Origin of the sequence: Kitasatospora sp. HUAS MG31 (assembly GCF_040571325.1) — a bacterium.
In the GTDB taxonomy this organism is placed as follows: domain Bacteria; phylum Actinomycetota; class Actinomycetes; order Streptomycetales; family Streptomycetaceae; genus Kitasatospora; species Kitasatospora camelliae.
Genome location: NZ_CP159872.1, coordinates 7,349,332 through 7,376,092, shown reverse-complemented (window position 1 = coordinate 7,376,092; position 26,761 = coordinate 7,349,332). Strand labels below are relative to the sequence as shown.

26 protein-coding genes and 1 pseudogene are annotated in these 26,761 nt (G+C 76.2%); 19 read left to right on the top strand and 8 right to left on the bottom strand.

Annotated features, from left to right (window positions below):
• The first annotated feature begins 41 nt into the window (after window positions 1–41).
• Both ABWK59_RS33220 and ABWK59_RS33215 read left to right on the top strand, forming a co-directional pair.
• Complete coding sequence (locus ABWK59_RS33220) at window positions 42–3,242, top strand: lantibiotic dehydratase (protein ID WP_420492889.1); 3,201 nt, start codon at window positions 42–44, stop codon at window positions 3,240–3,242.
• On the top strand, window positions 3,239–4,612 hold the full coding sequence (locus ABWK59_RS33215; RefSeq protein WP_354644378.1) for a lanthionine synthetase C family protein: 1,374 nt from the start codon (window positions 3,239–3,241) through the stop codon (window positions 4,610–4,612). The genes ABWK59_RS33220 and ABWK59_RS33215 overlap by 4 nt, the downstream gene beginning before the upstream one ends.
• A gap of 45 nt (window positions 4,613–4,657) precedes the next feature.
• Here the strand turns inward: ABWK59_RS33215 and ABWK59_RS33210 are convergent, their stop codons facing one another.
• Both ABWK59_RS33210 and ABWK59_RS33205 read right to left on the bottom strand, forming a co-directional pair.
• A complete protein-coding gene (locus tag ABWK59_RS33210) occupies window positions 4,658–4,909 on the bottom strand; it encodes a hypothetical protein (protein WP_354644377.1) in 252 nt (83 codons plus the stop codon).
• A gap of 204 nt (window positions 4,910–5,113) precedes the next feature.
• Entirely contained in the window at window positions 5,114–5,470 is a 357-nt protein-coding gene (locus ABWK59_RS33205; RefSeq protein ID WP_354644376.1) for an immunity 51 family protein, read from the bottom strand.
• A 178-nt stretch (window positions 5,471–5,648) separates the two neighbouring features.
• On the opposite strand from ABWK59_RS33205, the gene ABWK59_RS33200 reads away from it, so the two are divergent.
• Window positions 5,649–6,011 carry a cupin domain-containing protein gene (locus tag ABWK59_RS33200; protein ID WP_354644375.1) on the top strand — a complete coding sequence of 121 codons (363 nt, stop codon included), beginning with the start codon at window positions 5,649–5,651 and terminating at the stop codon, window positions 6,009–6,011.
• Between the two features lie 6 nt (window positions 6,012–6,017).
• On the opposite strand, the gene ABWK59_RS33195 is transcribed toward ABWK59_RS33200, so the two are convergent.
• Window positions 6,018–6,149 (bottom strand): hypothetical protein, encoded by a 132-nt coding sequence (locus tag ABWK59_RS33195; protein ID WP_354644374.1) that lies wholly within the window; start codon window positions 6,147–6,149, stop codon window positions 6,018–6,020.
• Between the two features lie 368 nt (window positions 6,150–6,517).
• Between ABWK59_RS33195 and ABWK59_RS33190 the strand changes: the two genes are divergently transcribed.
• The gene (locus tag ABWK59_RS33190; RefSeq protein WP_354644373.1) at window positions 6,518–7,744 is read left to right on the top strand and encodes a PP2C family protein-serine/threonine phosphatase; all 1,227 of its coding nucleotides are present in this window, start codon (window positions 6,518–6,520) and stop codon (window positions 7,742–7,744) included.
• 129 nt (window positions 7,745–7,873) lie between these two features.
• Here the strand turns inward: ABWK59_RS33190 and ABWK59_RS33185 are convergent, their stop codons facing one another.
• Window positions 7,874–8,638, bottom strand: a complete 765-nt coding sequence (locus tag ABWK59_RS33185; RefSeq protein ID WP_354644372.1) for a dienelactone hydrolase family protein — start codon at window positions 8,636–8,638, stop codon at window positions 7,874–7,876.
• Window positions 8,639–8,926: 288 nt separating this feature from the next.
• Here ABWK59_RS33185 and ABWK59_RS33180 point away from each other — a divergent pair, with 288 nt between their 5' ends.
• From ABWK59_RS33180 to ABWK59_RS33145, 8 genes are all read left to right on the top strand, one after another.
• Complete coding sequence (locus ABWK59_RS33180; protein ID WP_354644371.1) at window positions 8,927–10,267, top strand: hypothetical protein; 1,341 nt, start codon at window positions 8,927–8,929, stop codon at window positions 10,265–10,267.
• A gap of 31 nt (window positions 10,268–10,298) precedes the next feature.
• A complete protein-coding gene (locus tag ABWK59_RS33175; RefSeq protein WP_354644370.1) occupies window positions 10,299–10,739 on the top strand; it encodes a MarR family winged helix-turn-helix transcriptional regulator in 441 nt (146 codons plus the stop codon).
• A 54-nt stretch (window positions 10,740–10,793) separates the two neighbouring features.
• A complete protein-coding gene (locus ABWK59_RS33170) occupies window positions 10,794–11,198 on the top strand; it encodes a hypothetical protein (RefSeq protein WP_354644369.1) in 405 nt (134 codons plus the stop codon).
• Window positions 11,195–11,947, top strand: coding sequence for a DNA alkylation repair protein (locus ABWK59_RS33165; RefSeq protein WP_354644368.1), 753 nt, complete (start codon window positions 11,195–11,197; stop codon window positions 11,945–11,947). The genes ABWK59_RS33170 and ABWK59_RS33165 overlap by 4 nt, the downstream gene beginning before the upstream one ends.
• Before the next feature lie 229 nt (window positions 11,948–12,176).
• Window positions 12,177–13,178, top strand: a complete 1,002-nt coding sequence (locus tag ABWK59_RS33160) for a 1-aminocyclopropane-1-carboxylate deaminase/D-cysteine desulfhydrase (protein ID WP_354644367.1) — start codon at window positions 12,177–12,179, stop codon at window positions 13,176–13,178.
• Window positions 13,179–13,278: 100 nt separating this feature from the next.
• Window positions 13,279–13,836, top strand: coding sequence for a hypothetical protein (locus ABWK59_RS33155; protein ID WP_354644366.1), 558 nt, complete (start codon window positions 13,279–13,281; stop codon window positions 13,834–13,836).
• A gap of 245 nt (window positions 13,837–14,081) precedes the next feature.
• Window positions 14,082–14,399, top strand: coding sequence for a hypothetical protein (locus ABWK59_RS33150; RefSeq protein WP_354644365.1), 318 nt, complete (start codon window positions 14,082–14,084; stop codon window positions 14,397–14,399).
• Between the two features lie 94 nt (window positions 14,400–14,493).
• A complete protein-coding gene (locus ABWK59_RS33145) occupies window positions 14,494–15,147 on the top strand; it encodes a hypothetical protein (RefSeq protein ID WP_354644364.1) in 654 nt (217 codons plus the stop codon).
• 29 nt (window positions 15,148–15,176) lie between these two features.
• Here the strand turns inward: ABWK59_RS33145 and ABWK59_RS33140 are convergent, their stop codons facing one another.
• On the bottom strand, window positions 15,177–16,145 hold the full coding sequence (locus ABWK59_RS33140; RefSeq protein ID WP_354644363.1) for a hypothetical protein: 969 nt from the start codon (window positions 16,143–16,145) through the stop codon (window positions 15,177–15,179).
• Between the two features lie 309 nt (window positions 16,146–16,454).
• On the opposite strand from ABWK59_RS33140, the gene ABWK59_RS33135 reads away from it, so the two are divergent.
• The gene (locus tag ABWK59_RS33135) at window positions 16,455–16,967 is read left to right on the top strand and encodes an NUDIX hydrolase (protein ID WP_354644362.1); all 513 of its coding nucleotides are present in this window, start codon (window positions 16,455–16,457) and stop codon (window positions 16,965–16,967) included.
• 39 nt (window positions 16,968–17,006) lie between these two features.
• On the opposite strand, the gene ABWK59_RS33130 is transcribed toward ABWK59_RS33135, so the two are convergent.
• Together ABWK59_RS33130 and ABWK59_RS33125 are read right to left on the bottom strand one after the other, a co-directional pair.
• A complete protein-coding gene (locus tag ABWK59_RS33130) occupies window positions 17,007–18,380 on the bottom strand; it encodes a sensor histidine kinase (protein ID WP_354644361.1) in 1,374 nt (457 codons plus the stop codon).
• A complete protein-coding gene (locus tag ABWK59_RS33125; RefSeq protein WP_354644360.1) occupies window positions 18,377–19,114 on the bottom strand; it encodes a response regulator transcription factor in 738 nt (245 codons plus the stop codon). Before ABWK59_RS33125 ends, ABWK59_RS33130 begins: the two co-directional genes overlap by 4 nt.
• A gap of 222 nt (window positions 19,115–19,336) precedes the next feature.
• On the opposite strand from ABWK59_RS33125, the gene ABWK59_RS33120 reads away from it, so the two are divergent.
• From ABWK59_RS33120 to ABWK59_RS33110, 3 genes are all read left to right on the top strand, one after another.
• On the top strand, window positions 19,337–21,604 hold the full coding sequence (locus ABWK59_RS33120; protein ID WP_354644359.1) for an MMPL family transporter: 2,268 nt from the start codon (window positions 19,337–19,339) through the stop codon (window positions 21,602–21,604).
• Window positions 21,601–22,383, top strand: coding sequence for an LmeA family phospholipid-binding protein (locus ABWK59_RS33115; RefSeq protein ID WP_354644358.1), 783 nt, complete (start codon window positions 21,601–21,603; stop codon window positions 22,381–22,383). Before ABWK59_RS33120 ends, ABWK59_RS33115 begins: the two co-directional genes overlap by 4 nt.
• Before the next feature lie 106 nt (window positions 22,384–22,489).
• Window positions 22,490–22,978, top strand: coding sequence for a hypothetical protein (locus tag ABWK59_RS33110; protein WP_354644357.1), 489 nt, complete (start codon window positions 22,490–22,492; stop codon window positions 22,976–22,978).
• A 21-nt stretch (window positions 22,979–22,999) separates the two neighbouring features.
• On the opposite strand, the gene ABWK59_RS33105 is transcribed toward ABWK59_RS33110, so the two are convergent.
• Window positions 23,000–23,806, bottom strand: a complete 807-nt coding sequence (locus tag ABWK59_RS33105) for an aminoglycoside 3'-phosphotransferase (protein WP_354644356.1) — start codon at window positions 23,804–23,806, stop codon at window positions 23,000–23,002.
• A 91-nt stretch (window positions 23,807–23,897) separates the two neighbouring features.
• On the opposite strand from ABWK59_RS33105, the pseudogene ABWK59_RS33100 reads away from it, so the two are divergent.
• The 3 genes and pseudogenes from ABWK59_RS33100 to ABWK59_RS33090 all read left to right on the top strand — a co-directional run.
• Window positions 23,898–24,149, top strand: a pseudogene (locus tag ABWK59_RS33100) (GTP cyclohydrolase I); the annotation flags it as partial.
• A 134-nt stretch (window positions 24,150–24,283) separates the two neighbouring features.
• Entirely contained in the window at window positions 24,284–25,870 is a 1,587-nt protein-coding gene (locus ABWK59_RS33095; RefSeq protein ID WP_354644355.1) for an alkaline phosphatase D family protein, read from the top strand.
• Between the two features lie 68 nt (window positions 25,871–25,938).
• Window positions 25,939–26,760, top strand: coding sequence for a hypothetical protein (locus ABWK59_RS33090; protein WP_354644354.1), 822 nt, complete (start codon window positions 25,939–25,941; stop codon window positions 26,758–26,760).
• Window position 26,761 lies beyond the last annotated feature (1 nt).

Genomic DNA, 26,761 nt, shown 5'->3' with positions numbered 1-26,761 from the left:
GCGGTTTCCCGTACCACCTGCGGTTTCCCGTACCACCTGCGATGCGAGGGACGAACGACGTGCGCCCAGACCCGGAGATCTTCGAGGTCCGTGAACCGGTGCTGGTCCGGATGGCGAGTACGCCGCGCGACCGGGCCGAGGCGAGGATCGACCCGGACGACCCGGTCCCGGGCGTCCGCCGGCTGGCCGCGGACCCGGCGCTCCGCCAGGCCGTGGAGGTCGCCAGCGGCAGCCTCGCGCTCAGCCTCGACCGCCTGGACACCGCCGAGGGCGCGGCCTCGCTCGGCCGCAAGCGCACCCTCAGCGCGGCCCGCACCCTGACCCGGTACGCCCGCCGGACCGGCGGGCGCCCCACCCCGTTCGGGCTGTTCGCCGGTGTGGGCCGGGCCCGGTTCGGGCCGGTCGCCAAGGCGGGGCTCTCCGGCCCCGGCGAGGTGGCGGTCCGGCTGGACGGCGCATGGCTGCACCGGCGGGTGCGGGACTGGCTGGCCGTGCCGGAGGTCCGCCGCCGGGTGCAGGTGGTGCTCAACGACCTGTGCGTCCTGCGCGACGGCCGGCTGTCCCTGCACACCGGGGAGAAGGAGATCTCCGTCCGAGACAACGCGCTGGTCGCCCGGGTCCGCACGGCGGCGGCCCGCCCGGTCGCGTACCCGGCCCTGCTGGAGGACCTCGCGGCCCGCTTCCCCTCCGTCGCCGCCGACCGGGTCGACACCCTGCTCGCGGGGCTGGTCCGGCACGGGATCCTGCTGACCTCGCTCACCCCGCACCGGATCGACGACGCCCTGCTCGACCGGATCGAGTCCGCCGTGGACGGGGCCGTCCCGGGCGCCGCCGAGGGCCTGCGGGCGGTCCGCGCCGCCGCGGCCGCCCACGAACGCGACCGGCCCGGCGAGGGCCTGGCCTCCTGGCGCGACCTGCTCGCCGCCATCCGCCGTCTGGACGCCGGCGACGGTCCGGCCTCCCCCGACGGCCCCACGAGCGCCGACGGCACCAGCCCGACCGCAGCGGCCGCCACGGCCGGCGAGCGCCCCCCGGTCCAGGTCGACCTGCGGATGCCCGCCGACATCGTCCTCCCCGAGTCCGTCGGCGAGGAGGTGCGCCGCTACGCCGCCGCGATCTGGGCGATGACCCCGGAGTGGACCACCCTGGAGTACCTGCGGGACTACCGCGACCGGTTCATCGAGCGGTACGGCACCGCCTCCGCCGTCCCGCTCGCGGACCTGGTCGACCCGCACCGCGGGCTCGGTCTGCCGCCCGAGTACGGCGCCACGCCGGCCCACTCCCGGTCCGGCCCGGGCGAGGACGCCGACCGGCCGCGCCGCAACGCGATCGCCGAACTCGCCCAGCAGGCGGTGCTGGAGGGCGGCGACCTGGTTCTGACCGACGAGGACGTGGCCCGCCTGGCCGCCGCCACCGGGTACGACCCGGACCGCCGCCCGCCGCGCACCCTCGAACTCTGCTTCCAGGTCCTCGCCGAGAGCCCGGCCGCCCTGGACCGCGGCGAGTACCTGCTGCTCGGCAGCCCGCACATCGGCTCCTGGACGGCCGGCGCGACCGCGGGCCGGTTCGCCGCCCGCACCGGCCTCACCGAGGACCTCGCCCGGCTGGCCGCCGGCCCCGACGACGAGGGCGTCCTGCTCGCCCAGGTCGAGCTGATGCCGCGCGACCCGCGCTCGCTCAACATCGTCCAGGTGCCGCCGCTGCTGCCGTACCGCATCCCGATCGGGGTGCCCGACGACCGCGCCGACCCGTTCTGCCTGGACTGGCGCACCCTGCTCGTCGCGGCCGGCGAGGACGGCCTGCGGCTGCTGCACGAGCCGACCGGCCGCCAGGTCGTCCCGGTCTTCCCGCACATGTTGGCCCTGGACGCGCAGGCGCCGCCGGTGGCCCGGTTCCTGTCGGACCTGGCCGCGGCCCGCCCCCGGGTCTGGTCCGGCTGGGACTGGGCCGGGCTGGACGTGCTGCCCTACCTGCCGCGGGTCCGCCACGGCCGGGTGCTGACCGCCCCCAGGCGCTGGCTGCCCGGCCGCCGGCTGCGGGACGCCGCCCGCACCCCCGGCACCGCGGCCTGGGAGGCCGGCCTGGCCGAGTGGCGCCGCCGCTACCGCGTGCCGGACCGGCTCCAGATCGCCCGCAACGACCAGATGTTCCCCGTCGACCTGCGCGAGCGCTGGGACCAGTCCCTCCTGCGCGCCGAACTCACCGCCGCCGAACCGCGGTTCATGCTGTACGAGGACCTCACCGCCGACCCCGCGGTGCTGGGCTGGAACGCCGGCTACGCCACCGAGATCGTCGTCCCGCTGGTCCGCACGGCCCGCCCTTCGGCCGCCGCGCCGGCCCGGCGCTCCGAGCCCGCGCCGCTGGCGAAGGCCCCGATCCGGCCCGCCCCCACCCGGGTCCATCTCCCCGGCGAGGACTGGCTGTTCGCCAAGCTGTACGCCGAGCCGGCCGCCCAGGAGGCGGTCCTGGCCGACCACCTGCCCGCCCTGCTGGCGGAGGTCGAGGAGGACGTCGACCGCTGGTTCTTCCTCCGCTACCGCGACCCGGACCCCCACCTGCGGCTGCGCTTCCACGGGGACCCGCAGGCCCTGCACGGCCGGGTGCTGCCCGCGCTCGCCCGCCACGTCCGGGGACTGATCGATGCCGGGGCGCTGCGGACCATGGCCCTGGACGTGTACCGGCCGGAGACCGACCGCTACGGCGGCCCCGCGGCCCAGGAGGCCGCCGAGCGGCTGTTCCTGACCGACAGCCGGTCCGCGCTGCTCCAGCTGCGGGCCCGGCGGGCCGGGGCGGCGGCCGTACCGGACGAGGTGCTGGCGGCCGTCGGGCACGCGGTGCTGCTGGACTCGCTCGGCGACTGGGACTGGTGCGCCTGGGCGGACCACCTGTTCACCAAGGGCCCCGACCACGAGGTGTACCAGCGGCACCGGTCCCTGGTGGACCGGCTGATCCGGCCCGGGGAGGCCGCCCGGCACGCCGCCGAGGCCCTCGGCATCCCGGCGCTCGGGCCGCTGTGGACGGAGTCCCCCGAGCCCCGGGCGTACGGCGGCCTGGTGCTGGCCGGCCCGGAGGCCGACCGGGACGAGGCCGTGCTGTCCCTGCTGCACATGCGGCACAACCGCCTCTTCGGCATCGACGCGGCGGCGGAGGCGCGCGGGTACGCGGTGCTCCGCGGCGCCGCCCGGACCCTTCTCGGACGCCGCGCCCACGCGGCCTCCACCGGCGACAGGAGCACCCGATGACCAGCGCCGAGACCACCGCCGACACCTCGGCCCTGACCTCCGCCCCGGCCGCCGTCGACCGGGCCGTCCTGCGCGAGCGGGCCGGGGCCGTGTCGGACGCGGTCCTCGACCGGCTCGCCGACCCGGCCGCCACCGCGGCCGCGACCCGGATCCCCGCCGAGGCCGCGGACGACGGCGTCCCCGAGGGCATCTGGGCCGAGCTCACCCTCGGCAGCGGCAGCCCCGGCCTGGCCATCGCGTTCAGCGGCGGCTCCCGCCCGGCCACCGACCGCACCGCCCGAGCCCACGGGTACCTCGGCGTGGCCACCCGGGCCGCCGCCCAGGGCGACACCACCCCGAGCGGCATCTTCAAGGGGCCGGGCGCCCTGGCCTTCGCCGTCCTGATCGCCAACCGGGCCACCGGCGGCTACGCCTCGGCCCTCCAGCGGCTCGACGACTACCAGCGGCAGCTGGTCCGCACCGCGCTGCCGGCGGTCCCGGACGGGCCGCTGCCCACCATCGGCCACTACGAGGTGGTGCGCGGCATGACCGGCGTCGGCCGCTACCTGCTGGCCCGCGCCGAGACCTGCGGCGAGGAGCTGGAGAGCGTCCTCGGCTACCTGATCCGGCTGGCCTGCGGCGAGGTGGAGCACCGCGGGCGGCGGGTCCCGCGCTGGTGGGCCCTGGACGCGCCGCGGACCGGCTCGGAGGCGCAGCTCCCCGACGGACACCTCAACCTGGGCATCTCGCACGGCGTGGCCGGTCCGCTGGCCCTGCTCTCGCTGGCCTGGCGGCAGGGGGTGCGGCTGCCGGGGCAGCGGGAGGCCATCGAGTCCGCGGCCGGGCTGCTCGCCCGGTGGGCGGTGCGCGACGGGTACGGCGTCTACTGGCCCGGCTACCTGGACCTCGCCGAGTACACGGCCGGCCCGGAGGCGTTCGACACGCCCGCCGGCTGGCCCTCCTGGTGCTACGGCGCGCCCGGCGTCTCCCGGGCCGTGCAGCTGGCCGGCCTGGCGCTGGGCCGGCCGGACTGGACGGCGCTGGCCCTGGCCTCGGCGGAGCGCCTGCTGGCCGTCCCGATGGACGACTGGGGAATCCACGACCACGCCCTGTGCCACGGCTGGGCCGGTGCGCTGCACCAACTGGGCCGTCTGAACGATGAGTTCGGCGACGAGCGGATCGAGGCCCTGCGCGACCGGGTGGCGGCCCGGCTGGTCGACGCCTTCGACCCGGCGGCGCCGTTCGGCTACCGGTTCACCATGACCGCGGTCCCGTTCGGCTCCGACGTGTCGGGCTACCTGGACGGCGCCTCCGGCGTGGCCCTCGCCCTGGACGCCTACGCCACTGGCGGCAGCCCGACCGGCTGGGACATGCCGCTGCTGCTGTCCTGAGCGCGGTGCCGGCTGCCCGGCCCGGGGCCCGGCACGGCGCGGGTTTCAGAGCACGGTGGCGGCGAACACCCACAGGTGCCGAGGCTCGGGCAGGATCGCGTAGTGGACGATGGCGGAGCCCGTGGTGACGACCCGTACGGTGTCGTCCAGGTCGTACCGGTCGGCCTGCGGCCAGGACAGCGGGTCGTCCTGAGCCTGCTCCAGCGCGGTCCTCAGCTCCTTGCGGGCGGACTCGGGCAGCAGGCGGATCGCGGCCGCGACCTGCTGGGCGAACCGGGCCGGGTGGGCGGGCGTCATCGGGCGGCCCCGTCCGCGCCCGGGGAGCGCCTCCCGGGCGCCGCCGGCCCCTTGTCCACCCGTGTGTCGAACTGAGTGGCAGTCACAGCTCGATGCTAGCGACCGACCACCCGGCAGGGGAGCCAAACCCCGCAGAGCCACCCGCGCGCCGTCGCCCCACGGCGCGGTGTCCCCCGTCGCGGCGGCGGCTGCGGACCGCGCGGCTCAGTCGAACCACTCCGGCTCGCCCGTCTCGATGAACACCCGCAGCACCTCGCGGTCGTGCCACGCCTCGCGGAGCAGCGCCCCCAGCGCCCGGAGCGCGTCGGCGTCCCGGCCGTGGGCGACGAACATCCCGGCCTCGGGGTCGAAGGAGAGCCGATCGGCCAGCTGCGGCGCCCGCGCCCGCAGGGCGGACCGGGCCACGCCCTCCCAGCCGTAGCCGTTGCCGTACTGGCCGCAGGCGTCGAAGACCTCCTCCACGGCCACCATGTGGTGGTCGCTCAGCATCAGGCAGTAGGTCCCCGGCTTGTGGTCGTACTCGAAGAACACCAGCGGGGCGAACGTCTCGCGATCGATCATGCGGCGACCGTAGCGAGGGGTACCGACAACGGCCCTGCGGCGGCCGCCCGCGGAGCCGTGGGGCCGTGGGGCCGGTGGCCCGCCCGGGCGGCTGGTCGCCGGCCCCGGACGTACGCTGAAGGTGACCGTGCTCGTGGCGGCCAGGTCCGCGAGGGCGGCCGACCAGGGAGGCGACGGGATGGCCGGCGCAGTCAGGAAGAGCTTCGACGACCCCGAGGAGACCCGCCCGTTCGTCGGCGGCAAGGGACAGGTGGAACTCGTCGAGCTGGGCAGTACCGCGGTGGGCCGCGGCACCTTCAACCCGGGCTGGAAGTGGTCCGAGCACGTCAAGCCGCTCGCGGGGACGGACAGCTGCCAGTCCGCCCACGTCGGCTACTGCCTCAGCGGCCGGATGGTGATCCGGATGGACGACGGCACGGAGACCGAGGTCGGCCCGGGCGACGCCCTGGAGATCCCACCCGGCCACGACGCCTGGGTGATCGGCGACGAACCCTGCGTCGTCCTCGACTGGCAGGGTTTCACCGACTACGCCAAGCAGTAGGAGCTGTCACTGGTAGTCGAGGCTCATCCACACCGCGCAGATGAAGAGGTAGTACAGCACGGGTACGGCGACGGCCACGAGCAGGAGGCCGATCAGCACCCTCACCAGGATCCGCAGCCCGCTGTCGTGTTCGGCCATCGCATGCCCCCCGGGTCGGTCGGTCGTGTCCCGGCCATCGTGACGGCCGGGCCCGGCGGCCCGCCTGAGTCGCCGTACTCAACCGCCACCGGGTACCCGGGTGGGTACCCGGTGCGGCCCCGTCCGTCAGACCCCGGCCGTCAGACCCCGGCCGTCAGGCCCCGTCCGTCAGGCGACGGCCGTCGCGAGCAGGCCCCGGGTGTCCAGGCCGACCGCCGCCGACCAGGTCCTCCGGTCGGGGCCCCGGGTCACCGCCGTCGTGCGAGCGCGGGCGCCGCCGGGCCGCCGCAGCCCCCCTTGAGCTGCGCGGACCTCCTCCGCCGGACCTATTGTGGTGGCACCCACCGGTTCGGCGAAGGCGGCGGACGATGAGCGAGACGGCGATCGACTACGCGGCCGTGTTCCGGGCCCTGCCCGCCCTGGTGGCCCTGCTGACCCCCGAGCTGACGTACGCCGACGTGAACGACGAGTTCGTCCGGGCGTCCGGCCGCCCGCGCGAGGAGCTGGTGGGCCGGTACCTGTTCGACGTCTTCCCCGACAACCCCAACGACCCCGCCGCCACCGGCAGCCGCAACCTGCGGGCCTCGCTGGAGCGGGTACTGGCCACCGGCGAGCGGGACACCATGGCGCTGCAGCGCTACGACGTCGAGTCGCTGGAGCGGCCCGGCGAGTGGGAGGAGCGCTACTGGAGCCCGGTCAACGCCGCGGTCGAGGGACCGGACGGGCGGGTGGACCTGCTGCTGCACCGGGTCGAGGAGGTCACCGAGCTGATCCGCGCCCACGGCGAACCGGCCGAGGGCCGGACCCGGGTGCTGGAGGCCGAGCTGTACATGCGGGCCCGCGAACTCCAGGAGGTCAACGAGCGGCTGCGGCAGGCGCACGCCCGCGAACGCGAGGTGGCACTGGCCCTGCAGCGCGCCATGCTGCCCGCACCCCGGCCGGTCGGGAACCACCGGACCGCCGTCCGCTACCGGCCCGCGACGGGCGCGCTGAACGTGTGCGGGGACTGGTACGACCTGATCGAGCTGCCCGGCGACCGGATCGGCGTCTCGGTCGGCGACGTGGTCGGCCACGGCCTGGAGGCGGCGGGGGTGATGGGCCAGCTGCGCAGCGCGCTCAGCGCCGCGTCCCGGGTGGCGGAGGGGCCCGCGCAGGCGCTGGAGGTCCTCGACCGGTACGCCCACTTCGTGGACGGCGCCGAGTCCACCACCGCCCTGACCGCGGTCATCGACTGGGACCGCGGCTGGATCACGTACAGCAGCGCCGGGCACCCGCCGCCCGCGCTGCTGCGGGGCGACGGCACGGTGGAGTTCCTCGACCGGGCGACCGATCCGCCGCTGGACGCCCACGCCGAACCCACCGCCCGTCCGCAGGCCACCCTCGGCTTCACCGGGGGCGACACCCTGGTGCTCTACACCGACGGGCTGGTCGAGCGCCGCCGCCGGGACATCGACACCGGCCTCGCCGCGCTCGCCGCCTCCCTGACCCGGCACCGCGACGCCGCCCCCGGGGCCCTGGCGGACGCCATCCTCCGCGACCTCCTGCCACCCCAGGGCGTCACGGACGACACCGCCCTGGTGGTGGTACGTCTCTGAGGTCCGGGGTCGTTTGAGGTCCGGGGTCGTTCCACGGCCCGGGTGCGCTGCGCAGCCCGAAGAGCGGCAGCCCGAGTAGCAGCGGCCCGGCCCCCTGGACGGGATGCGGGCTGCCCGGGTGGTGGCGTCTCAGGACGGCCGGGGGCGGGCCACGTGGGTGGTGAGGGCGTCCAGGGTGCGGCGCCAGGCGTCCTCGCTCGCCTTGGCGTCGTAGGTGTCGGGCCGCTCGTCGTTGAAGAAGCCGTGGCCGACCTGCTCGTAGGTGACCTGCTCGTGCGGCACGCCGGCTGCGGCCAGCCGTTCGCCGACGCGGTGCCACTCGTCGAGCGACATCACGAAGTCGTCGGCGCCGAAGAACCCGAGCAGGTACCCGGTGCGCTCGGCGATCTCGGCGCTCCGGGCGATCGGCGGGAGGGGGTCGGCAAGCGGCAGGCCGCCGTCCAGGAGCCAGCCGCCGTAGTAGCTCACCACCAGGTCGAACCGGAGCGCGGTCGCGCCCAGCACGGCGATGTGCCCGCCGAGGCTGAAGCCGAGCATCCCGATCCCGCCCGCACCGGCCAGGCCGGCGGCGTACTCCCGGGCCGCGGCGAGGTCGGCGAGCACCTCCTCCCGGCGCAGCCCGGTCATCAGGCGGCGGCCCTCGGTCCGGGCGTCCTCGTCGTAGCCGAGGCCGCGGCGGCGGCCCGTGCGCCAGTAGAAGTCCGGCGCCAGTGCGGCGTACCCGGCTTCGGCGAGCCGCTCGCAGATGCCGCGGAGGTGGCCGTTGACGCCGAACATCTCCCCGGCGACGATCACCGCCCCCAGCGGCTCGCTCCCGGCCGGCCTGGCCAGCCACCCCTCGGGCCCCTCCCCCGCGGACGGGCTGACCCACTCGGCGGTCGTACGGTCGGACATCGGCGTTCCCCCGCTTCGGTTCAAGTCTGCCTTCGTCGAGGAGTTTAGACACACCGTCAGATTTGGATGGACGACCGGCGGGTCGGGGCACTCGCCCGGCGGGCCCGGACCGCCGATGAGCGGCTCTACCGCTGGATCTGCCTGTGACGCGCCCGTCCTCAAGGCCCCTCGCTCACGCCCCTCGCCGGACCGTGAATTCGCCGCGGGGCGGCCTCGTCCGTGGCATGATCGCCCGATGATCGATTCCTCCGCACCGAAGGGCGCCCACCGCCCCGTCCGTTGAGGCGGGTGGACGAGGCCCTGGCGGCCTCCGACCCGCATCCGCACCCGCGCCCCGACCCGTCCCGCACCGCGCTGCTCGCCGAGGTCCGCGCCGACCGCACCGGACCGGCCGCCGCCCTGCTGCTCCGGCTCGCCCGGTCCCCGGGGCACCCCCTCCGACGGCCCGCCCTCGCCCTGCTCGAAGACCTCACCCTCACCGAACGCTGGCCCGAGGCCGTGGCGGCCGCGCGCGACCGGCTCACCGACCCCGACCCCGAGGTACGGCGGCAGGCGGCGCAGACCGCCCGATCCGCCGGCCGCGGCGTGCTTCCGGGCGCGGTGCTCGACGGGGTGACCGATCCCGCCGCCCGGACCCTCCTGGCCGAGGCGCTCCACCCCGCCGACCTCGCCGGCCGGCGGGACGACCCGCTGGCCTCCGTCCGCTTCCTGGCGCACCTGGCCGCCCTGCAGGCGGCGGACCCCGCCGCCCGGCCGGAGCTCGACGCGGCGCTCCTCGCTGACGTCCAGGAGGCCTCGCGGCACCTGACGCGCACCGGGCGGCGGTGGGGCTGGACGCTGTACGGGCTGCGCCGCGAGCAGCACACCTACGCCCTCGCCGCCCGGCTCCTCGCCGACCCCGCCACCCGGGAGGTCGGGGCCGACCTGACCCGGGCGGCCTGCCACGGCTGGCGGGCGGCCCCGGTCGCACTGATGCCCCTGCTCCTCCGCCACGCCGGCCCGCGGCCCGGACCGCGGATCGCGGCGGCGCTGCGGACGGCGTCGATCTCACGGGCCGCGATGGACGTGCACGGCGGGGCGGCGGCCGCGGTCGCGTTCACGCCGTACGAGCGGGGCCGGCCCGCGGCCTGTGCACCTGTCCCGCGCTACGACCGGGACGGCGCCGCGGCGCTGCTCGCGGCCAAGCCGGTCGGGGTGGCCCGGCTGGCGCACGCCCCGGCGGTCTTCGGCGCCCTGCTGGACGCCGGTCCGCTGACCTTCCGCCAGGCCGCGCAGCTGCACAACCTCGCCTTCCTCCGGCCGGGCCGGATGCAGGCGCTCTGCGCACCGCTGTGGCTGCGGCACGCCGGCCCCGCCGCGCTCCCCCGGCTGCTCGCCCTGCTCACCCCGCACCTGGACGAGTACGGGATCGGCGGCGACTACCTGGCCGCCCTCGGCCGCATCGGCCCCTCGGCCCGTCCGGCGCTCCCGGCGGTGGAGGCCGTGATCGACCGCCGGACCCGGATCCCGGTCAACGACTCGACCCGGGACGCGGAGACGGAGCTGGACGAACGCCTGCTGGCCGCCGCCCAGGACGCCCGCCGCGCGATCCTCGGACCGCCCTCACCCGCCCCCCAACCATTGCCTTGACAACCATTGCTCCGACAACGATTCTGGAAGGGTGAGCACGACGAGCGGACTCCACGACCACCTCGGCTACTGGCTGCGCCGCCTCTCCGACGAGGTGCACGGCCGGTTCGAGGCCGAGATCGGCCGGTACGACGTCACCGTCTCCCAGTGGGGCGTGATGGCGGCCGTCTTCCACGGCCACGGCACCACCACGGCGGTGGCCCGACATATGGACATCGATCCGGGGGCCGTGTCGCGGCTGGTCGACCGGCTGATCGCCAAGGGCCTGCTGCGGCGTGAGCCCGATCCGGCCTCCCGGCGCAGCGTGCTGCTGGTCCTCACCACGGAGGGCGAGGGGCTGGTCCCCGTGCTGGCCGAGGTGGCCGACCGCAACGACGCCCACTTCTTCGGCTCCTTGGACGCCGGGCAGCGCGCGCGGTTGGAGGGCTGGATCCGCCGGCTGGTCGGCGAGCCGCATCCGCCCGCGCCGTAGCGCCCCCGCCCCGCCCCCGCCCGAACACCCCTGAGCAACGACCGAGGTACCGCCGTGATCACCCGTTCCGTCACCAAGACCGTCGGCACCGACCGGCCCGCGGCCGAGGTGTTCGCCTTCCTCGCCGATCCGGCGAACTGGCCGCGCCGGGCCGTGGTCAACGTCCTTTCCATCGAGCCCACCGAGGACCCGGCCTGGTGGGCGATGTCCACCCCGGCCGGCCCGGCCCGGCTGCGGCTGCACCCGGACGCGGCGCTCGGCGTGCTCGACCACGACTACCGGGACGACACCGCCTCCTGGCGGGTCCCCGCCCGGGTGGTCCCCAACGGCGACGGCGCCGAGTTCATGATCACCTTCCTCCGGCCGCCGATGCTCACGGACGCGGAGTTCGACCGGCAGACCGCCCTGGTGGACACCGAACTCGCCGCCCTCAAGTCGGTCCTGGAGGCCACCGGATGACCCCGCGCCACACCGCGCCGGACGAGGACCGCGACCTCGCCGCGCTCACCACCGCCCTCCCCGCCCTTGGCACCCCCGAGCGCGCCGAGCGGGAGCGCGCCTACCTGCGCAGCGACCTCCGCCACCTCGGCGTCCCGGTCCCGGCGCTGCGGCGGGCCGTGACCGGCTGGTACCGCGGGCTGGGGCCGGTCGGCCACGACCGGGCGCTCCGGCTCTCGGCGCGGCTGTGGGACGAGCCGGTGTACGAGCACCGCTGGGCGGCGGTGGAGCTGCTGCGGCTGGCCGTCGCGGACCTGGAGGTCGCCGATCTGCCGGTGGTCGAGTCGATGGTGCGCCGGGCCCGGACCTGGGCGCTGGTGGACACCCTGGCCGTCCACGTCGCCGGGGCCGTCGTCCTCCGCAGCCCGGCGGAGGGCTCCCCGGTGCTCGACCGCTGGCTGGCGGACGGCGACTTCTGGGTGCGCCGCACGGCCCTGCTCGCCCTGCTGCCGGGGATCCGCGCCGGCACGCCGGACCTCGCCCGCGTCGACCGCTACGGCCGGGCCACGGTGGCCGAACGGGAGTTCTTCGTCCGCAAGGCCCTCGGCTGGGTCCTGCGCGAACTCTCGCGAGGCGAGCCGGCGTTCGTCCGCACCTGGGTCGACACCCACCGCGCCGCGATGTCCGGCACCACCCTCCGCGAGGCCCTCCGCCACCTCCCCGCCACCGACGCCGCCACCGACCCGGCCGGCACAGCGGCGAGCAGGTGACGACGGCCCACCGGTCAGAGCGAGTACCCCCGGGGCCGGATCGTGGTCGCCAGGCCGAGGGCCTCGCGGACGGCTCGGTGGGCTCGCGCCTCCAGGTCGACCGGGAGATCGGCGTCCTCCGGTCCGCCTGGACCGAGCTGCGCGGCGCCGGCGCGGTCGCGGACGCTCCGAGGCCGTAGGCGCCTCGGCGCTCTCCCCAGGGCGCCCGGGCCGGCGTACCGTCGGCCCCATGAGGCGTCCGCTGCTGCACGAGCGCTGCCCCGGCCTGGCGGGGTCGCTGCCGTACTTTGCGCTGGGCCGGGGGCCCTCGCCCGTACGGGAGTTGGCGGGGCTCGGCGGGCGGGCGCCGCTGTGGGTGAAGGACGAGAGCGGCTACGGGGACGGCGGGTGGGGCGGCAACAAGGTCCGCAAGCTGGAGTGGCTGCTGCCGGAGGCCCGCCGCCGTGGGGCGCGGACCCTGCTCACCGTCGGCGGGCTCGGCACCAACTGGGGCCTGGCGGCTGCCCGTTACGGCCGGGAGCAGGGCCTTCGGGTGGCCCTCGCGCTGATCGACCACCCGGTGGACGCGCACACCCGCGCGCAGCTGGACCGCCTGCGGGCCTCCGGCGCCACCCTGCACTTCCTGCACACCAAGCCGCGGCTGGTGGCCGCGTTGCCCTGGCTGCTCGCCCGGCACAGCTCCCCGCACGGCCGGTTCCTGCCGTACGTGCTCCCGGCGGGCGGGTCCTCGCCGCTGGGCACGCTCGGGGCCGTGGAGACCGCGCTGGAACTGGCCGGGCAGGTGGCGGCCGGGCAACTGCCGGAACCCGCCTGGCTGGTGACGGCCGTCGGATCGGGCGGGACGTCCGCCGGGCTCGCGCTCGGCCTGCGGATCGCCGGCCTGCGCACCCGCGTGCTGGGCATCGTCGTCAACGACACCCTGCGGCTGGACACCCCCGCCCTCCTCCGCCTGGCCCGCCGCTCGGAGACCCTCCTCCGCCGCCGCGGCGCCGACCTCCCACCCCTCGCCCTCGGCCCCCGGGACCTGCCCACCGAGCGCAGCTGGCTCGGCCCGGGCTACGCCCACCCGACCCCCGAGGCCGACACCGCCCTGGCCCGCGCCGCCGAGGCGGGCCTGCCGCTGGAACGCACCTACACCGCCAAGGCCCTGGCCGCCCTCCTCGCCCTCGACGCGGCGGGGCGCTTCGGCGACGGCCCGGTGCTCTTCCTCAACACCCACGGGCCCCGCTGAGGAGCCCGGGTCGGACAAGCCCTGGTGGCGGGCGGCCGGTGATCGGTTCGGGCGTAGGCTCTCGGCTGATCACAGGCGCGACGAGAGGCGACAGGCAGACATGGGCCAGAAGATCATCCGGTTCTCGGACCTGACCGGCAAGCACGTGGAGGACGACGGTGACCTGGTGCGCATCGTGGTGCGCCAGCACCCCGACCTGGTGGACGGGGCGGTCGAGATCGAGGCGCTGGCCGAGGAGCTGACCGCGGTCGAGGACCTGGCGCTGGACCTGGTGACCATCGAGGTACACCGCCCGGACGGCGAGGAGCCGGAGACGGTCGTCCTGGAGGCGGCGGCCTTCGACCGGCTGGCGTCGGCCGCCCCGATGGCCGAGGTGCTGCGCGGTGCGAAGCGGGTGACGCGCACCGGTGCGAGCCAGGCCGCGGCACCGGCCGGCGCCCGGGAGCGGGTGAACTACGCCAGCGTGGAGCACGCCGGCACACCGCACAAGGGCCGCACCACCGATGCCGAGAAGCAGCTGGTGCAGCAGCACCTGGACGAGATCAACGAGCGGCTGGCCGCCGCGGGCATCCGGACGATCGACCTGGGCAACGCGGAGCACGTGGCCCGGTACGGCCTGGAAGCCGTGGCCCGCGAGCGCGGTGTGTCGCTCGGCTGATCCGGCTCCGCGTGGTCGGACGCGCCCCGGGGCTTGAAGCTGCCGCTGCGGCAGCTCGTGCCGTCCTGAGCAGGGCCGGACGGACCGGCCCGTACATGAGGACACGAACCCGCGAGTAGGGCAGTCCTGCTGACGATCTGTCTGTCATTCGAGGATGCGGCGCGCTACCGTCTGTGCACAGGAGGTGGCGACATGGCCGAACCAGACGGGTGCGGGGGCCGCGGTGGATCAGAGGTGACCGCCGGATGAGGCTCGTCTTCGTCTGTCAGCAGTGCGGGGCCCACTACTTCCCGCCGGCCGGGCTGGTCTATCCGGACGGCGGCCGGGCGAGCGCGGTGTGGTGCTCGTGGTGCCAGGTGGAGGCCGCCGACCGCGGGGTCGCGGAGCCCGCCGGGCTGGCCGCCATGGCGATGATCCTCGCCGTCCGGGCGATGGAGGCCGCGGTGGCCGCCCGCCCCCGGCCCGGGACGGCCGATCCGCGTTCCGACCGCCGCCCCTCCCGTCCGGCCCGTACCGGCCGCGGCCAGCTCCGCCCCAACGGCGCCCGCAGCCGCCTCGGTTGAGTCCGTCCCGCGGGTCCGGCCCGCGGGTCCGGTGTTCGGGGTCCGGTGTTCGGGGGTCCTGACAGCATGGGCCCGCTCCCCGTACCGTGGCGGCATGGCTACGGAGAGCGGGGGGCTCGGCGACGCCGCCGGCCAGGACATCCGGGTGGGCGACCGGGGCAACGGGGAACGGCGGCACGGCCTGGCCGTGTTCGGGATCTACCTCGCCATCATGGGTCTGGGCTGCGCGGCCTTCTTCGGCTCGGACGTGCTGGCCGCGGTCGGGTTGGCCGGCACCAAGGGCGTCATGGAGGTGGAGCAGTGCGTGGACTCCACCGTCACCGAGTACGGGCGCGGCGGCGGGACCAGCGTCCACCACTGCTACGGGACGTTCCACCCGGACCACGGCGAGGACGTCACGGGCGTGGAGCTGAGGGGCGGGCGCGGCGACGCGTACATCTGGCCCCGCTCCTGTGAGATCGCCACGGTGCGGCCCACGTGGTGCCCGAGCGAGCGGCCCGTCCTCCGGGCCCGGCTGAGCGACGGACGGCCGTGGATCCTCGGCGACGGGGTCCTCGTCCCCGCCGGCGTGTCGGCCATGGGCCTCGCCCTGGCCGCCCAGGGCGTGCTGATGGGCGCCTGGGGCCTCCGCTGGCCGGACCGCGGTTCCCGCCCGGCCTGGCTCCACAAGGCGCCGAAGGCCGTGCTCGCCGTCGGCGCCGCGGGTTTCCTCGTGATGCTCTACGGCCTGGTGGTGTACCCGACTTAGGGCGCCGTCGCCCTCGGCTGCGGGCACCCTCAGCTGCGGGCGCCCTTGGCGTGCACGGTGATCCTCAGGGCCTTGAGCCACTGCTGGCACTGGTGGCAGGGCTGGCGGACGTCCCAGCTGCCGGGCTTGTCCGCGGTCCGCCCGTACAGCGAGAGGGTGGAGATCACCGCGCCGGTGACGGTGCCGCCGGTGAACGCCCGGAGGGCGGCGTCCGCGTCGGGGTAGGCGGCCGCGAGGAGGTAGCGGTTCAGGGCGGCGACCTCGGCGCAACCGGTGACCGTCCACTTCTCCTGGCGGTCCGTCAGCCGCTCGATCAGGTCGACGGTGATCGTGGCCAGCCGGTCGCCGCGGCCGTTGGCGCCGTGGTGGTCCACGCCGGCCACGACCAGGACCGACTTGACGTCGCCGGGCTGGGTCGCGTTCCGGTACTCGGGGTCGTAGGAGGGGCCGGCCTCGCCGCGCTTGCGCGTGATCACGTCGTGGAGGACCTCCTCGTTGGTCCGGACCGGGCGGACCCGCGGCTGACTCGCCTCCTGCGCCGCCCTGGCGGCCGCCAGGGTGCGTTCGCGCGTGCGGCGGACCAGCCCGTTCACCACGCTGTCGACCAGGGCGTGGGCGGGCGCGCCCTCGCCCTTGGACCAGGCCGCGAGCGTCCGGCGCAGCTCACCCACGGCGAAGCCGGGGGCGTCCGCGCCGCGGAGGGCGTCGGCCACCCGGCGGGTGAAGTCGAGGAGGAGCGCGGCGTCCCCGCCGGGGTCTGCGGCGGAGAGCGGGAGGTCGTTCCGGGCCTCGGTCCGGGCGGCCTGGGCGATCTCCAGGCGGGCGCGCAGGTTGGTCAGGACCTCCTCGTCGGTGGGCTGGACGGCCGGGGCCCCTTGGCCGGGCTGGGCCGGGACCGCCTGGGCCCGGCGGGTGACGTAGGCCCGGGTCGGACCGGTGAGCCGGGACTCGATCCGCTCCAGGGTCCGCTCGATGCCGGTGACTTCGATGTCGCTCACTGCTGCTGCCTCCCCGCACGCCCGTGGACGCGACCGTGGGACCCGGGAACTCCCCACTCGCGGACCGGTCGGCGACCCGCGTCCCGCAGCCCCCTGCTGTGCTCCTGCTGCCGACGGCCGCGTCGGCCGGGCCCGGTCGCCTCTCCGGGCCGCTGCCTCCGACGCCGTCTGCGATGGCACGGTAGGCGGGTGGCCACGGCGCGGCAAGCCCTCGATCTGACAAACCATCAGATCGGATGAACCGGGTGGATCCCGTGGGGAAGGCAGGGGCGGGGCGTTCGTGCACCGGCGTTCCGTACCATCGGGCCCATGGAGTTGACGAAGCGGTGGACCTCCCGGGTGCTGCTGGTGGATGCGGAGGACCGGCTGCTCCTCCTGTGCGGGCGTGATCCGCGGAGGCCGGGGGCGCGGTGGTGGTTCACGGTCGGCGGCGGGGTGGAGGCCGGTGAGGACCACGCCCGGGCCGCGGTGCGGGAGCTGCGGGAGGAGACGGGTCTGACGCTGCCCGAGGAGCGGTTGGGTCCGGTGGTGTGGACCCGGCGCGCGGTGTTCAGCGTGGACGGTCGGGGCTTCGACCAGCACGAGGAGTACCGGTTCGTCCGGGTGGGGCCCTCGGAGGTCCGGGCGATGGCGGTCGATACCGAGGAGGCCCGCTACGGGCACCGCTGGTGGCGGGTCGCGGAGTTGGCGACCACGGCGGAGACCGTCCGGCCCAAGCGGATGGCCGCCCTGCTGCCCGGGGTGCTGGCCACCGGCGGGCGGGAGCCGGACGGCGGTCCGCTGCACCTCGGCGACGTGAACGAGGACACCGACCCGGAGTAGGTCGCCCGGACCCCAAGCGGCTCGCCGGACGGCGGGGGTTCAGCCCGCCGCCGGCGGGAGGGTGACCGTGAAGGCCGCGCCGCCCTCGGGGCCGTGGCCGCGGACGGTGACGGTGCCGCCGAGGCGGCCGGTGAGGCGGTGGGCGATGGCGAGGCCGAGACCGCTGCCGACCGGGCGGGTGGCCCGGTAGCGCTGGTGCAGGGCGCCGCTGTCGAAGGCGACGCGGACGTCCTCCTCGTCGAGTCCCGGACCGCTGTCGCGGACCTGGAGTTCGGCTCCGCCCCCGGCGCCGGCCCGGACGGCGAGCACCACCGTCCCTCCGCCGGGCGTGGCCCGCAGCGCGTTCCCGATCAGCCCGTCGAGCAGTTGCCGGACCCGGAAGGCGTCGGTGTCCGCGGTCACCGGACCGGCCGGACGGTCCAGCCGGAGGTCGATGCCGGCCCGCCCGCAGGGATCGGTCCAGAAGGCGGCGGCCTCCGCCGCGACCGCGGCGAGGTCGGTGGCGGCGGTGTCCAGGCGGAAGTCCTCGGCCTCCAGCCGGGCCAGGGCGAGCAGGTCGCCGAGGAAGCGGTCGAGTCGGCGGGTCTCCTCGGCGAGGGTGCGGCCGACCTCCGGCAGCCGGTCCTCCTCGATCAATCCGTCGGCCAGCGCCTCGGCGTATCCCTGCAGGGCGGTGAGCGGGGTGCGCAGCTCGTGCGAGACGGAGAGCAGGAACTGCCGCTGCCGGTCCTCGCTGCGGGTGAGCGCGGTGTCGAGGACGGTGAGGGCCCGGCCGATCTCGGCGGCCTCGCGCGGGCCGTCGGCGGGGGCCGGGACGCCGCGTTCGCCCTCGGCGAGGCGGTGCGCGGCGTCGGCGGCCGCGCCGAGCGGACGGGCGATCCGGCGGGCCAGCAGGGCGCCGGCGAGGGCGGCGCCGAGCATGCCGGTGATCAGCGGCAGCAGGGTGTTGCGGCGGATCCGGTCGGTGTTGTGGGCGACCACGGCGTACGGCTCGGTGAGGACGATCGCGCCGCCGCGGACGTCGGGCCGGCCGACCAGGAGCACCTGTTCGCCGCCGAGGAGTCCGCCGGTGGAGACCGGACGGCCGGCCAGCAGGGCGGCCTTGGAGGCGGTGTCGACGGCCGGGGTGGCGGTGCCGCGGACGGCGCCGTCGGGGCTGATCACGGCCAGTTGGACGCCGTTGGGCCCGGACAGCTCCTGGGCCCGGTCGAAGACCAGCTCGGACAGGCCGGGCAGTCGGCTGAGGCCGGTGGCCTGGCGGGCGAGCGCCTCCCGTTCGCGCTGTTCGGCGCCGTCGGCGGCGGTCTGCCAGGCGATCAGGCCGGTGAGGGCGACGGCGAGGGCGGCGACGGCGGTGGTCAGCAGGACCAGGCTGCGGGCGAGGGAGCCGCGCCGGGACGGACGGCCGCTCACCGGCCGCGGTCCGAGCTGCGTTCCGAGCTGCCGTCCGGGCTGCCGTCCAGGCCCTGCTCCGCCGCGGCGCTGTACCCGACGCCGCGCACGGTGCGGATGCAGCTCGCCTCACCCAGCTTGGCGCGCAGCTGGGAGACGAACACGTCGACCATCCGGGTGTCCCGGTAGCGGGCGTAGCCCCAGACCTGGGCGAGCAGTTGTTCGCGGGTGAAGACCTGGCCGGGGTGGCGCAGCAGGTGGGCGAGGAGGTTGAACTCGGTGGCGGTGAGGTCGACGGGTGCGCCGTCGCGGCGGACGGTCCGGGTGGCGGGGTCGAGGCTGATCCGGCCGAGGGTGCCGGCGGCCCGGGTGGGCGGGCCGTAGGCGCGGCGCAGCACGGTCTTGACGCGGGCGACGAGTTCGCGCGGCGAGAAGGGTTTGGTGAGGTAGTCGTCGGCGCCGAGTTCCAGGCCGAGGATCCGGTCGGCCTCCTCGCCGCGGGCGGTGACCAGCAGGACGGGCGTCCAGTCGTCGGCCTCGCGCAGGGCCCGGCAGAAGGCGATGCCGTCGAGGCCGGGGAGGCCGATGTCGAGCACGATGGCGGCCGGGCTCATCCGGCGGGCGGCGGCGAGTCCGGCGGTGCCGTCGGTCTCCACGTGCACGCCGAAGCCCTCGCGGGTGAGGTAGAGGCGCTGGACGTCGGCGATGTGCCGCTCGTCCTCGACGATCAGCACCAGGCCCCTGGAGTCGGTCATCGCCGCCCTTCCCGCCGCTCCGCCGGTGCGGCGGGTCCACTGTGTCCTCCGGCCCGCCGTGCCCAGGTCCGGCCGGCCGGTGTCACCCCGCTCCACGTGCGGAAACGACGGGTCCGATGCTAACCGGGGCCGTCGCCGGGCCGGGGCGGCGGAGCGGGGCCCGTACATTCCCCGAACACGGCGCCCACGGTGTCCTTACCCGGGTGGCGGACGGTGGGGCGCATGAACTCCGAACCCGAGTACCCCGGCCGGGCGGCCGCACCGCCCGGCCTGCTGCACCGCACGGGCCGCTGGTGCGCCCGGCACGCCTGGCGGGTGCTGGCCCTGTGGGCCGTGCTGCTGGCCGCCGTGGGCGTGGCGGACGCCCGCTGGGGCGGCACCTTCGCGGACAGCTTCTCGCTGCCCGGCACCCGGGCGGCCACCGGGGCCGACCTGCTGGCGGCGCACGGCGTGCCCGGCGGCGCGGGGGTGGCCGCGCCGGTGGTGCTGCACACCGATCAGGGGCCGCTGGCCGACCACCGCGGCGGGGTGGAGGCGGCCGTGGCGGGCCTGGCCGGTCTGCCGCGGGTGCTGGCGGTGGCGGATCCGTTCGCCACGCCTGGCGCGGTGTCGGCGGACGGGCGGACCGCGACGGTCACCGTCCGCTACGACGGGAACCCGGCCGCCTTCGACCGTGGCTACCTGGCCGGGGTCGACGGCGCGGTGGCGCCGCTGCGCGCCGAGGGCGTGGCGGTGGAGTACGGCAGTCCGCTGGGGCAGCTGGCCTCGGCGGGGTCGGCGGACCGGATCTCGGAGGCGATCGGCCTGGGGGTGGCGGTGCTGGTGCTGCTGGTCGGCTTCGGCAGCGTGGCGGCGACCGGGCTGCCATTGCTGACGGCGGTCGTGGGGCTGGCGGTGGGCCTGGGCTCCCTCGGGCTGCTCGCGGCGGTGGTGGACTTCGGGCAGGCGGCGCCGACGCTGGCCGCGATGATGGGCCTGGGTGTGGGCATCGACTACGCGCTGTTCCTCACCACCCGCCACCGGGCGCTGCTGGGCGAGGGGTTGGAGCCGCCGGAGGCGGTCGGGCGCGCGGTGGCCACCAGCGGCCGGGCGGTGATCGTCGCGGCGGTGACGGTGGCCATGGCGCTGGCCGGGCTGTACGCCTCCGGGGTGGGGTTCATCGGGTCGCTGGGCGCGGCCGCGGCGCTGACCGTCCTGGTCTCGGCCGGTGCCTCGCTGACCCTCGCGCCGGCGCTGCTGGGGCTGCTCGGCCACCGGATCGACCGGCTGTGGGTGCGGCGGCCGGTGGCGGAGCCGACCGGCGGCGCGGACCTGTGGCACCGCTGGGCGGCCCTGGTGGGCCGCCGTCCGTGGGTGTTCCTCACCGGCGGCCTGCTGCTGCTCGCGCTGCTGACCGTGCCGGTCGGCTCGCTGCGGCTGGGTCACCTGGACGCCGGGGCGCAGCCCGCCGACAGCACCGCCCGCCGGGCGCACGACCTGCTGGACGGCGCCTTCGGTCCGGGCGCCAACGGGCCGCTCACCGTGGTGACGCAGCTCGACAGCGGACGGATCGCCGACCCGGCCCGGCGTGACGCCCTCGCCGCCGGGCTGCGGGAGCGGCTCGCCGCCGAACCGGGCGTCGCCACCGTGTCCGTGCCCGTCCCCAGCCCGGACGGGGCGCTGCTGGTCGCCACGGTCACCCCGGCGACCGCCCCGCAGGACGGCGCGACCGCCGACCTCGTCCACGCCCTGCAGGACACCGTCCTGCCGCAGGCGCTGGCCGGCACCGGCGCCACCGGGTACCTGACCGGGCCGACCGCCGCCGGCCAGGCGTTCACCGATACGCTCTCCGCCCGGCTGCCCCTGATCATCGGCGTGGTGGTGGCGGCCTCGTTCGGGCTGCTGCTCACCGTCTTCCGCAGCCTGCTGGTCGCGGTGAAGGCCGCCGTGCTCAACCTGCTGTCCATCACCGCCTCGTACGGCATCGTGGTGGCCGTGTTCCAGTGGGGCTGGGGGGCGCCGCTGCTGGGCGTGACCGAGCGGGTGCCGGTCGAGTCGTACGTGCCGATGATGATGTTCGCCATCGTCTTCGGGCTGTCGATGGACTACGAGGTGTTCCTGCTGTCCCGGATCCGGGAGGGGTGGCTGCGGGACGGGGACAACCGGCGGGCCGTCGCCACCGGGCTCGCCGCCACGGCCCGGGTGATCACCTGCGCGGCGGTGATCATGACCAGCGTCTTCCTCGCCTTCATGCTGTCGGGGAACGTGGTGGTCAAGATGCTGGCGCTCGGGCTGGGGGTCAGCGTGGTGATCGACGCCACGGTGGTCCGGCTGCTGCTGGTGCCCTCGACCATGTACCTCTTCGGCCGGGCCAACTGGTGGCTCCCGGGCTGGCTGGACCGGCTGCTGCCGCACCTCGATCCGGAGGGCCGGGACGAGCGGCCGGACCGGGCGGACCAGGCGGAGCAGGTGGACCGGGCGGACGGCGCGCTCCCGGAGGTGGTCCGGTGAGGACGGCGACACCGAGGGCACCGCGTACCGGGGACGGCCCCGCCACCGGGCGGCGGACAGCGGCCGGGCGGCGCACGGCGGGCCGGCGGCGCCGGGTCCTGGTGGTCGCCGGGCTCCTGGTGCCGGTGGTGCTGGCGGGCGGCGCGGGCCTCGGGGAGGCGGCGGCCCGCCGGGTGCTCCACGACCGGGTGCTCGCGGCGGCCCCGGCGCTCGGTGACGGTGCCACGGTCGGCGCGGGCGGCGACCCGGTGCTGTGGGACGTGGCCCGGCGCCGGATCCCCCACCTGGAGATCGGCAGTGACGAGGCCCGGTACGGCCGACTGCCGAGGATCTCGGTCCGGGCGCGGCTGGACGACGTCCGGCTCGGCGGGACGACCCGGGTGGGCGGCAGCCGGGTGGAGGTCACCGTGCCGCTGGCCTCCGTCGGCGCGGCGGTGCAGGCGGCGGTGCCCACGGTCGCGGTCGGCGCGGTGACCGCCGACCCCGCCTCCGGGGAGATCGAGGTCGCACTCGGCCGGGGCGGGCTGGGGAAGGTGACGATGCGTCCGGTGATCACCGACGGCCGGGTCTCCCTGCCGGTCACCTCGGCCACGGTCCTGGGCCGGCCGGTCGCACCCGAGAACCTCAGCCGGTTCGGCGGCCTCGGCGCCGGCCAGGCGGACGGCCGGGCCACCGGCCCGGCGAACCGCCTCGGCCTCACCGCCGACACCCTCCGCCTCCAGCCGGACGCCCTCCACATCACCCTGACCGGCGGCCCCGCCACCCTGCCGGACAGCTGAGACCCGCCCGGCGGGGCCCGGCGTGACGACGTGTCCGGGCCCCGTCGCCGCACGGCCACCAGCTACACCCCCCCGCCGAGGACCGGTGACCAGGAGAGGAGGCGGAGTGCAGCGCAGTCTCGCGGAGGTCGTCGGCTCGCTGGCCGACCGGTGCGGGACCGTACCGGGTGACCCCGCCGACGAGCACGACCGCTGGGCCGTCTACCGCCGGGCCCTGGCCGAACCCGCATGTCTGCCCGACCTGTTCGACGCCGTGGCCCTGGAACCCGACTCCGCCCTCGTGCTGACCGTCGTCCTGAACCTCCTCGGCGCCCTCCCGGCCGCCGACCGCCCGGTCTGGATCGGCCGGCTCGGCACCGGGGACAGCCGTGCCCACGCGACCCGCCGCGCCCGCGAACTCGCCGTTCTCCAGAGCGGGTCGGTCACCGAGCTGCTCACCGACCCGTCGGTGCAGGACCTCTGGTCGGACTGGCTCCAGCTCGGCCTCGCCGCCGCCTCGCCCGAGCCCGCCGTCCTCGGCCGCCTCGCCGACCACGGCCGCACCCGGCGCATCCGCCGCCTGGCCACCACCCGGGCACGCACTCTCGGGCGGTGAGCTGCGCTCCGGGGTCGCGGGTCAGTCCGAGAGCTCCCACAACAGGCGGTAGTAGGCGATCCGTTCGGGGTCGGGGGCGATGCCGTACGCGGCGAGGAGGGGTTCCTCCCAGCCCGGGCCGTAGTTCCACCGGGTGCTCCAGGTGGCGATGGCGAGGTCGGCCCAGCGGTCGGCGAGGCCGAGGGCGCCGAGGTCCACGTGGGCGCTGAAGCGGCCGTCCTCGCCGATCAGGGTGTTGGGGGCGCAGGCGTCGCCGTGGCAGACCACCAGCCGGTCCACGGGCGGGGTGTCGGCGAGCAGGGCGAGGGCCTCCTCCACCGAGGCGAGGTGCCGGAAGTCCTCGTTCCAGCCGGCCGGGTCGATCCGGCCGGCCGCCGCCCGGGACCGGACCGCGGCCAGCCGGCCCGCGGCCGACCAGTCGAACGGGCAGTCCTCGACCGGGAGTCGGTCGTGCAGCGCGCGCAGCCCGGCGCCCACGGCGCGGACGGCGGTGGCGGGGTCGCGCCGCCAGTGCTCGTCCACCGCGCTGCGGCCGGGCAGCCCGTCGGTGACGAACCAGGACCCGGCCCGGTCCGCGCCCCGCTCCAGGACGATCGGCACCGCGGTGTGCCGGGCGGCCCAGCGCAGGCGTACCACCTCGGCGGTGAGGTCGACGCCGTTGCCGGCCGGCGTCCACTTCACGAACTGGCGGCCGTCCGTCTCGCCGACCTGGAAGGTCAGTCCGCCGAACCCGTTCCGCCACACCGCCCGCACCGGCCGGCCGGCGGCGAACTCGGTGACGAACGGCGGTACCGGGACGGGGTCCCGAGGTTCCTGGGCGAGGTTCACCGGGTCATTCTGCGCACCCGCCGGGCGGCCCCGCCAACGGGTTTCGCCCGCCGAGGAGCCGCGGGGAGGAGCCGTCGAGAGGCCGCCCGTCCGGGTGGTCGAGCACTTCGCCTGCCGGCCGCAGCTCCAGGAACGGCTCACCCGGCAGGTCGCCGACTGGCTGCAGGAGCAGCTCGACCCCAAGGGCGTCGGCGTGGTCATCCAGGCGGAGCACACCTGCATGACCCTGCGCGGTGTCCAGGCCACCGGCTCGCACACCCTCACGTCCACCCTCCTCGGCACCCTCCGCGAGGACGCCCGCTCCCGCGCCGAGTTCCTCAGCCTCACCGGCCTGAACACCTGACCCGGCCGCGTCATCGCCGTCGGGCCGAACAGCCGCCCCGGGCCCGGCTGTTCACCTCTGGTTTCCGTGCCTGTCGCGGCGGACCGATAGGTGTGACAGTGCGCACCGGCCGGCCCGATCAGGAGGCTCTTCCCATGGCACGTCGTCCGTTCCCCGACCGTCGCAGCGTCCTGCGCGGAGCCCTGGCCGCGTCGGCGGCCCTGACCCTGCCCGCCTCGGTCGGCGCGGCACCGGCACTCGCCCTGTCCGGACGTCCCGAGGCGGGCTGGGGCGTGCAGACGGGCGACGTGACCTCCGACTCCGGCCTCGTCTGGGTGCGCTCCGACCGGCCCGCCCGGATGATCGTGGAGACCTCGGCCACCGACTCGTTCCGCAACCCGCACACCTGGCGCGGGCCGCTGCTGGGCCCGGACACCGACTTCACCGGCACGACACGGCTGCACGGCCTCCCGTCCGGTCAGCAGATCCACTACCGGGTGCTGCTCGCCGACCCGGACGACCCGCGGCGCACCGGCGAGCCGGTGACCGGGACCTTCCGCACCGTGTCCGCCCGCCGGCGCGAAGGGGTCCGCTTCCTGTGGTCGGGCGACCTGGCGGGCCAGGGCTGGGGCATCAACCCCGACCTCGGCGGCTACCGGATCTACGACGCGATGGCCAGGCTCGATCCCGATTTCTTCCTCTGCAGCGGCGACACCGTCTACGCCGACGGTCCGATCCCGGCGACCCAGGCCCTGCCGGACGGCGGCACCTGGCGGAACATCACCACCGAGGAGAAGTCCAAGGTCGCCGAGACCCTCGCCGAGTACCGCGGCAACTTCCGCTACAACCTGCTCGACGAGAACCTCAGGCGGTTCAACGCCCAGGTCCCCTCGATCGTCCAGTGGGACGACCACGAGGTGCGCAACAACTGGTACCCGGGCGAGACCGTCGCCGCCTCCGACACCCGCTACTCGGAGCGGAGCATCGACGTCCTGGCCGCGCGCGCCAGGCGGGCGTTCTGCGAGTACTTCCCCGTGTCGACCTTGCAGCCGGGCGCGCGGGAGGGCCGGGTGTACCGCGTCCTGCGGCAGGGGCCGCTGCTCGATGTGTTCGTCCTCGACATGCGGACGTACCGCAACGCCAACTCCCCCGACGACCAGATTGTGGACCCGCAGGGCATCCTCGGCCGGGAGCAGCTGGAGTGGCTCAAGCGCGAGCTGTCCCGGTCCCGTGCGGTGTGGAAGGTGATCGCCGCCGACATGCCGCTCGGTCTGGTCGTGCCCGACACGACAGAGGGCCGGCCGAACGTCGAGGCGGTGGCCCAGGGCGACCCCGGCCTTCCGCTCGGCCGTGAGCTGCAGATCGCCGAGCTGCTGCGGTTCGTCAAGCACCGGCGGATCACCGGCACGCTGTGGCTCACGGCGGACGTGCACCACACCTCGGCCCAGCACTACCAGCCCTCGCGGGCGGCCTTCACCGACTTCGAGCCGTTCTGGGAGTTCGTCTCGGGCCCGCTCAACGCGGGCGCCTTCCCGGCCAGCGCCCTCGACAGCACCTTCGGCCCGGAGCGGGTGTTCGTGAAGGCGCCGACCGCCTCGAACGTCTCGCCCGCCGGCGGCTACCAGTTCTTCGGCGAGGTCGACATCGACGGCCGCAGCGCGGAACTGACCGTGCGCCTGCGCGAGCAGGACGGCACCGTGCTGTTCACCCGGACGCTCCAGCCGGGCCTGGTCGGCCAGTAGCTCCCGTCCCCGCAGGTCCGGGCGGGCGTCCGGCCGCCGGCCGGGCGCCGGCTGGCAGGATGAGCGCCATGCAGTCCTGGGACGAGTCGACCACCGCCGAGCGGACCCTCCTGCGCGCCGCCCTGTGGGAGCAGCGGCTGGCCGGGACGGCGCAGCGGTACGGGACCGAGCTGCGGTGGGCGGGTGCGGCGGGGGTGCCGGCGCTGCGCAGCCTGACGGTGGCGGAACAGCGGGCGCTGGTGCCGGAGTTGGCGGCGGCCGCGCTGGGGCTGGCCGAGCGGGGGCTGCTCACCGTCCGGGTGCGGAAGGGGGTGGGAGCCGGTCCGTCCGATCCGCTCCTGGACGGGGCGGAGCTGCGTGCGGTGCTGGCGGACCCGGGGAACTGGCTGTGGCAGGCGTCGCCGTACCGCGAGTTCGACCTGCGGACGCCCGAGGGGGTGGCCGACCTCTGGTACCCGGTCGCGTTCCCGGTGGCGGAGGTGGACGGTCTGCCGTCCTGGGACGGGCTCCCGCGCGACCGCCAGGAGGTGCTGGTCTGCGCGGCCGAGAGCAGCGGGCTGCTGACCGGGCCGTTCGGCATCTGGGAGGGCCTGCCCGGGGGCTTGGACGGCGCCGACCGGGAGGCGTGGGTGGAGGGGCAGCTCGCTCCGCTGGTGCCGTTCGTCCGCGAGGGCTGGATCGAGGTCCGGCACTTCGCCGCGGAGTCGGAGGACGCCTTCACCGTCGTCCCGCTGGAGGGCCTGCGGGCGGCCTTCGCCGATCCGGTGCTGCGCCACGACGGGGGCTCGGACTGGGGCGTGGGCTTCACCTGCGTGTTCACCCATGCCGGGCTGGCGGTGTGGCGGGCCGGCTGGGGCGCGGCCTGGGGCAGCCGGCTGGCCTTCGACTGAG